This window comes from Alkalibacterium indicireducens, from assembly GCF_039522005.1.
In the GTDB taxonomy this organism is placed as follows: Bacteria; Bacillota; Bacilli; order Lactobacillales; family Carnobacteriaceae_A; genus Alkalibacterium; species Alkalibacterium indicireducens.
In genome coordinates, this window is the sequence record NZ_BAAADA010000027.1 from 1 (window position 1) to 5,921 (window position 5,921).

Consider the following 5,921-nt stretch of genomic DNA (forward strand, 5'->3'; position numbering starts at 1 on the left):
AAAAATGTCTAAAAAAGCAGTGAGTTTAATAGAAATAGTTATCCACATTTAGAGGTATGAATAATTCAGGATTAATATTTCAATTTAACAATAAGACGCTTACGTAAACTGACCTTTGATGACTATTGACTGAAGCTGATAGTCCCGTATTATGAAAATAAGTTGAAAATAATTGTGAACTCCTTCAAAATAATATGAGACTAACTAAAAGTGATGGAATGAAAGGACTAAAAAAATGAAAAAAATGAGATTTTTGCTGTTAGGTATAAGTTCTGTTTTACTGATGGCTGCATGTGGTACTGAAACGGCTGATACAGATACAGAATCAGATGGGGTAGAGGAAGTCGAAGAACTGGTACTCGGCTATTTCCCCTCAGCCGATGTGGCAAATATGGCAGAATCGGCGAGACCACTTGAAGAGTACTTGTCTGACCAGCTGGGTATTCCGGTAACAGGCGAGGTGATGACAGACTACACGGGTCTGATTGAGGCGATGCGTAACCAGAATGCTGATGTGGCCTTCCTGCCACCTTTTGCCTATGTGCAGGCTGAAGAAAGAGCAAATGCAGAAGTGCTTCTGAAGGCCATTCGTGATGGGTCGGACTCTTATGTTGCTCAGTACAATGTCGCGGCTGACTCAGAAATCGGCTCAATTGATGATCTGATCGAATCTGAAGGGCTTGTCTGGGCATTTGCCGATTATACATCGACATCAGGGTACCTGTTCCCGGCTCAGCAGATGATGGATCTTGGCGTAGACGATCTGGATACTCACTTTACTCAAATCGATGTCGGCGCGCACGATACGGCATTACTTTCAGTCCTTGATGGGCAGGCAGATTTCGCAACGACTTTTGAAGATGCCCGTGTACGCCTTGAAGATGAGATTCCGGACATTTTCGAACAGATCAGAGTCATTGGAACCACAGAAGAAATACCCAACGCCACATTGTCTGTTCGTGGTGACCTGTCAGAAGACATGAAAGAGCGTATTAGTGAAGCTTTCCTTAATATGAATGATGACCCTGATATGCTGGAAGTCCTGGCAGATGTCTATAACTGGGAAGGGTTCGCTCCAGCTGAATCGGAAGATTATGATGTTGTCCGGGATGTATACAGGCAGTTTGAGGACTTAATCGAGGAATAAGTGGAATAAAAAAATCTGCTGGTATGCGTGACTCTCTTACAAGAGCTGCATTTGCCGGCAGATTTTTCGTTTAGTAGAACAAGAAGAAAAGAAGAGGAATCGCAATGGCTGGCACGAAATTCATAACTTTCAGCTTAGTCACTTCAAGAATGTTCAGCCCCAAAGCCAGAATAAGAATCGATCCGACTGCATTGATATCGTTGATCATCGCAACAGTCAGGATGATATCTAAAGCACTGGCGAATAAAGTGATGGCTCCTTGATATAAGAAGACAAGGACGCCGGAAAATATGACGCCAATACCCAGACTCGAAGCGAGAATGATACTGGTAATGCCGTCCATCAGAGCTTTTGTCAGCAGGATTGTATGATTTCCCGTCAGGCCGCTTTCCAGAGGTCCGACAATCGACATAGCGCCGACAGCCATGATCAGACTCGACATGACAAAACCTTTGGAAATAGATGATGAACCATTTTTTGACGGAAAACGGTATTCCAAAGACGTCCCGAGCTTATGGATTTTATCATCGAGATCAATGACTTCTCCCACAGCTGCACCAATAACTAGAGACAGAATGATATATATAGTATTTTCTCCGGACATCATGCCTGTAATGCCGATATAAATAGCACTGAGAGCCAGCGCGCGCATCAGAGCTTTCTCGATTCTTAAAGGAATACCTTTGTTGACGAACAGGCCGACTGTTCCGCCGAGAACGATTGCTAAAGTATTGATGATCACTCCAAAAAACATAGTAAAGAACTCCTTCGTTGACGTGTGTATTCTAACCTATTATATAAGGCTATCTGATTACATACAAATGGTTTTACAACAGGAAAAATAAAAAGAAAGATCAAAACCTGTGGGCTTCGATCTTTCTTAAATAACCCGTCCTTAGTAAACCGGTTATCCATCAGAATAAGTAAAGTCAGTCAGAAAGGGCCTCGCTGCTTATCTGTAGAAGGTCCTTTACTCTCCTTGTTTATTATACCCTATTCTCAAACAAAAGTATGCAAGCGATTACAAAATGAGAGAAAATTTATTTAGATTGCTGCTTTTTTGAGCATGAGATTATTCTGAAGCTTGACAATGAGAGACAATCGAAATAGAGTGGAAAAAATAGTATACTGAATAGTAAGATAAAATAGACAGATCGAAGTTCATGAAAAGAGGGTAGCTGCGTGATCGAATTCAAAAATGTCTCATTAAGATATTCAAATGGGGTCGAAGCATTAAAAAATGTGAATATAAAGATAAATAAAGGCGAGTTCGTTGTCATCGTAGGGATGTCCGGTGCCGGAAAGTCTACTCTAATGACCTGCATCAACCGGATGGTCGTGCCTACTGAAGGAGAAGTGATCGTCGACGGTCAGACTATTTCCAAATTAAAAGAGTCGAAGCTGCGTGTCTTGCGTACACAGATTGGTATCATTTTTCAGGACTATAATCTCGTCAAACGCATGTCTGTCCTGAGAAATGTGGTGGTCGGTCGGCTGGGTCATACATCGACCTTCAACAGTCTGATCGGGCGGTTTCCTCAAGCAGACCTCCAGCTCGCTATGAACAATCTCAAACGAATCGGTATCGATGAGAAGGCTTATGTCCGAGCCGACCAGCTCAGTGGAGGGCAGCAGCAGAGGGTCAGTATAGCACGTGTCCTGACACAGCAGCCTAAAGTCATTCTGGCAGACGAACCTGTTGCGTCACTCGATCCTCCAACATCTCATCAGGTCATGAGAGACCTGAAGCGTGTAAGTAAAGAAGATGGGCTGACAACATTAGTCAATCTGCACTTCATCGATCTGGCAATGGAATATGCCGACCGGATCATTGGGATGCGGGATGGTGAAGTGGTATTTGACGGCCACATCGATGAAGTCACTGAACAGACATTTGAAGAGATATACGGCCGCCCGATTCGTGCGGATGAGAAAAGAGGGGACGCCTCGTGAAACAAAAAAAGACCTCTTCTAGTAAAGTCAGGCTATTCAAGCCGTCATTCTACATCAAACTGATTGGTTTCAGTGCGGGCGTTCTCGTGCTCTACTCCCTTGCGATTCGTCAGACTAATGCCTCGCTGACCCGTATGCTGTCGGCATTTCCGATATTATTCCGCATGCTGACAGAGGACTTTTTTCCGCCTGACTTCGGCTACTTTTCAACAGTAGTGAATCAGCTGATCGAAACGTTCAATATTGCCTTGATCAGCACGACACTGGCTGCGATCATGGCTTTTCCGCTACTTTTTTTTTCGTCATCAACATTGAACAGACACCCTTTATCATACGGAGGGATGCGAGTTGCCTTGACCATCGTCCGGTCGATCCCGAACATTATAATGGTCGTACTCATGGTAGCCGTTGTAGGTTTAGGCTCGTTATCCGGTATTCTGGCACTCATGATTTACTCGGCAGCAATCCTAATTAAGCTGACCAGTGAATCGGTCGAATCGATTGATGAACGGCCAATCCAGGCCATCAAGGCAATGGGCGGAAATAACCCTCAAGTTATCCGGTATGGCGTTTTGCCACAGATCACACCAATTTATCTCTCACATATATTGTATGTACTTGAAATCAATTTAAAAGCCTCCGTTGTACTGGGCTTTGTAGGTGCAGGGGGGATCGGTCAGCTGATCAGACGACAGATGAGCTTATTCAGGTATGACCGTTTAGGGCTCATCATATTCGTATTATTTCTTGCCATCAGTGTGATCGATTATATCAGCCAGACAGTAAGGAGCAGACTCGCGTGAAAAACAAGGACAGAATTTCTCTTCGGTCTCAACGTACGTTAAAACAGAAAACAATGATCTATCTCGTAGTGATGAGTCTGAGTTTTTTGTATGCGTTCAGTCTCTGGTCACAGGATTTTTCCATTGCCTCCTCGCAGTCTTCTCCAGGAACGATTCTTTACAGGTTATTTGTCGTCCCTCTCATTGACCCAACCTATTGGCCTTCGTTTGTGGAGAGAGGCTGGCAGATGATCGAAACGATTGCTATTGCCTATGCAGGAGGGATTGCTGCTTCCTTGTTTGCCCTGCCGGTTGCGATACTAGCGGCAAGGAACAGTGGAGGCCGAGCCAGTTACCTAGGCAAACTGTTTTTAAATGCTATCCGTTCGATACCGGAGCTGCTGTTCGGCGTGTTCTTTGTGGCCGCCGTCGGTCCTGGATCCTTTGCAGGTGTATTGGCTATCAGCGTCAATTCGATTGGCATGATCGGCAAACTGTATTCGGAAAGCATCGAGTCGATCGATCAGGCGCCGATCGTAGCAATCAAAGCCAGCGGAGGCAATGACCTGCAGGCGTTCTGGTATGGCATTCTCCCTCAGATCCTGCCGCAATTTTTGTCAATCTCGCTGTTCCGTTTTGAAATAGATGTCCGGGCTTCAACGATACTTGGACTAGTCGGAGCTGGAGGCATCGGGGTTCCGCTGATTCTTTCACAGCAGCAGAGGCATTGGGAAGAAGTCGGTGTGATTCTGATCATTGTCATCGTGTTCGTCGTGATCATTGATAAAATAAGTGGAAAGATAAGGTCGAACTTAGTCTGAAGTTGCTCAAGCTGATATGCTGGGCAGCTTTTTCTGTTTCCTAGGTCATGATAGTTTAAAATTTCTGAAATCAAATTAACGCCAGTCAAAATATATATTTAAAATCGAGCCACCCATTCATCTTGAAATTAGAGTGCAAAAGACCAGCCGCTGCTGTTGAGGCAGTCGGCTGGTCTTTTGATAACACTCTTTATAAGAAGGCCTTATTCTAAAGGACGGTCATCACGTGATAAATTAGGGGTATCCGCTCTCTCTGCAAGCAGGACGCGTATTTCTTCCAAGTAATTTTCTACGCTCGGCGCCTCTACTTCAACTTCCTCTGCTTCCTCCGGCTTCCGGGAGAGATTGTTGATCACTTTGATGATGACAAAGAGTACAAGTGCGATAAGTACAAAATCAATGACAGCTTGAAGAAATTGTCCATATCCAATTTCTGCTGATCCGATCTGTAATGCAAGTTGGTCGACACTGGCATTCCCCGTTACTGCTACGATGATGGGAGTAATCACATGCTCAACCAGAGCAGTCACTATAGCTGTAAATACGGTACCCATAACGATTCCGACAGCCAGCTCAATCACATTTCCGCGCATTAAAAATGTTCGAAATTCTTTAATCAATATAAACATCCTCTCTCCAAATACTTACTGTATTCTATTCTAAACTATCCAGCAGAAAATAAAAAAGTAAAAGTTTAGTCACATTTACAAGATTTTTACAAAAAAAGGGTGGAGATAGGCCTTCTATCCCGGTATACTGGAATTACAGATAAAGAAGGAGTGGCGCTTGACCTACATTGTTCGTTTTTTAGCAAATTAAAAGATGTAACAAACTTAAAAAAAGTGATAGACTTTTCAATTACCGAATGTTAATGTCGAATAGTGCGTTAATCGTACATATTTACAGCACATACATGTGTAACATAGAATTGGGAGGAATTATTTTGTCTAAGAAATGGTTAAAAGGTTTAGGTATTACACTAGCTTCAGTTATGCTACTTGGGGCTTGCGGAAACGATGAAGAAGGCGCTGAGGAAACAGCAGAAGAAACTGACGGAGCCGATGAAAATGGCGCAGCAGGCGAAGGTATGATCGAAATCGATGAAATCTCAGTTGGATTTGTCCCTTCACGTGACCCTGACGAGATTTTTTGAATTTGCCCAAAATTTATAACAACACTTTATATACCAAAAGCTCGAGGAATTCACATGTGGAAAAC

Annotated in this window: 7 protein-coding genes; 5 read left to right on the forward strand and 2 right to left on the reverse strand. The window is 43.6% G+C overall.

What is annotated here, in order from left to right; genetic code table 11:
- The first annotated feature begins 235 nt into the window (after positions 1–235).
- Positions 236–1,147, forward strand: coding sequence for a phosphate/phosphite/phosphonate ABC transporter substrate-binding protein (locus tag ABFX15_RS02030; protein ID WP_346023866.1), 912 nt, complete (start codon positions 236–238; stop codon positions 1,145–1,147).
- Between the two features lie 70 nt (positions 1,148–1,217).
- On the opposite strand, the gene ABFX15_RS02035 is transcribed toward ABFX15_RS02030, so the two are convergent.
- Complete coding sequence (locus ABFX15_RS02035; protein WP_346023867.1) at positions 1,218–1,901, reverse strand: DUF554 domain-containing protein; 684 nt, start codon at positions 1,899–1,901, stop codon at positions 1,218–1,220.
- Between the two features lie 428 nt (positions 1,902–2,329).
- Between ABFX15_RS02035 and phnC the strand changes: the two genes are divergently transcribed.
- The 3 genes from phnC to phnE (ABFX15_RS02050) are packed head-to-tail and all read left to right on the forward strand — an operon-like array spanning position 2,330 to position 4,703.
- Positions 2,330–3,100, forward strand: a complete 771-nt coding sequence (gene phnC, locus ABFX15_RS02040; RefSeq protein WP_346023868.1) for a phosphonate ABC transporter ATP-binding protein — start codon at positions 2,330–2,332, stop codon at positions 3,098–3,100.
- Entirely contained in the window at positions 3,097–3,903 is an 807-nt protein-coding gene (phnE, locus tag ABFX15_RS02045) for a phosphonate ABC transporter, permease protein PhnE (protein WP_346023869.1), read from the forward strand. Before phnC ends, phnE (ABFX15_RS02045) begins: the two co-directional genes overlap by 4 nt.
- Entirely contained in the window at positions 3,900–4,703 is an 804-nt protein-coding gene (gene phnE / locus ABFX15_RS02050; RefSeq protein ID WP_346023870.1) for a phosphonate ABC transporter, permease protein PhnE, read from the forward strand. The genes phnE (ABFX15_RS02045) and phnE (ABFX15_RS02050) overlap by 4 nt, the downstream gene beginning before the upstream one ends.
- 203 nt (positions 4,704–4,906) lie before the next feature.
- Here phnE (ABFX15_RS02050) and mscL read toward each other — a convergent pair whose 3' ends face one another.
- A complete protein-coding gene (gene mscL / locus ABFX15_RS02055; RefSeq protein ID WP_346023871.1) occupies positions 4,907–5,332 on the reverse strand; it encodes a large conductance mechanosensitive channel protein MscL in 426 nt (141 codons plus the stop codon).
- A 314-nt stretch (positions 5,333–5,646) separates the two neighbouring features.
- On the opposite strand from mscL, the gene ABFX15_RS02060 reads away from it, so the two are divergent.
- Positions 5,647–5,856 (forward strand): hypothetical protein, encoded by a 210-nt coding sequence (locus ABFX15_RS02060; protein ID WP_346023872.1) that lies wholly within the window; start codon positions 5,647–5,649, stop codon positions 5,854–5,856.
- Positions 5,857–5,921 lie beyond the last annotated feature (65 nt).

Excerpts from the sequence above, each read along its gene's own strand:
- ABFX15_RS02030 (WP_346023866.1), top strand. The coding sequence starts at position 236 with ATGAAAAAAATGAGATTTTTGCTGTTAGGTATAAGTTCTGTTTTACTG.
- ABFX15_RS02035 (WP_346023867.1), bottom strand. The coding sequence starts at position 1,901 with ATGTTTTTTGGAGTGATCATCAATACTTTAGCAATCGTTCTCGGCGGA.
- mscL (WP_346023871.1), bottom strand. The coding sequence starts at position 5,332 with ATGTTTATATTGATTAAAGAATTTCGAACATTTTTAATGCGCGGAAAT.